Origin of the sequence: Halioglobus sp. HI00S01, from assembly GCF_001635445.1 — a bacterium.
GTDB classification, from domain to species: domain Bacteria; phylum Pseudomonadota; class Gammaproteobacteria; order Pseudomonadales; family Halieaceae; genus Halioglobus; species Halioglobus japonicus.
This window is the reverse complement of sequence record NZ_LWEE01000201.1, coordinates 1-220: the sequence shown is the minus strand read 5'-3', so window position 1 is coordinate 220 and position 220 is coordinate 1. Positions and strand designations below refer to the sequence as shown.

Genomic DNA, 220 nt, shown 5'->3' with positions numbered 1-220 from the left:
TCGTCTTGCGACCAGTGAGCTGCCAGACTACGTGCACCTGGAAGGTTTTCAGCGCAATGTGCGCGGCTACTTTGCCGTGGCCGATGTGGGCTTTCTGCCATCGAAGTTCCGCGGTGAGAGTTTCCCTCTGGTGATTATTGAATGCCTGCAGACAGGCGTGCCTTATCTGGCCACTGATCTGGGTGAAATTTCGCGTATGCTGGACAGCAGTCAGGGGCCA

General features: G+C 56.4%; 1 protein-coding gene. It reads left to right on the top strand.

The features are described from left to right. On the top strand, positions 1-220 hold a 220-nt coding region (locus tag A3709_RS15840), incomplete at both ends, for a glycosyltransferase (RefSeq protein WP_156507807.1).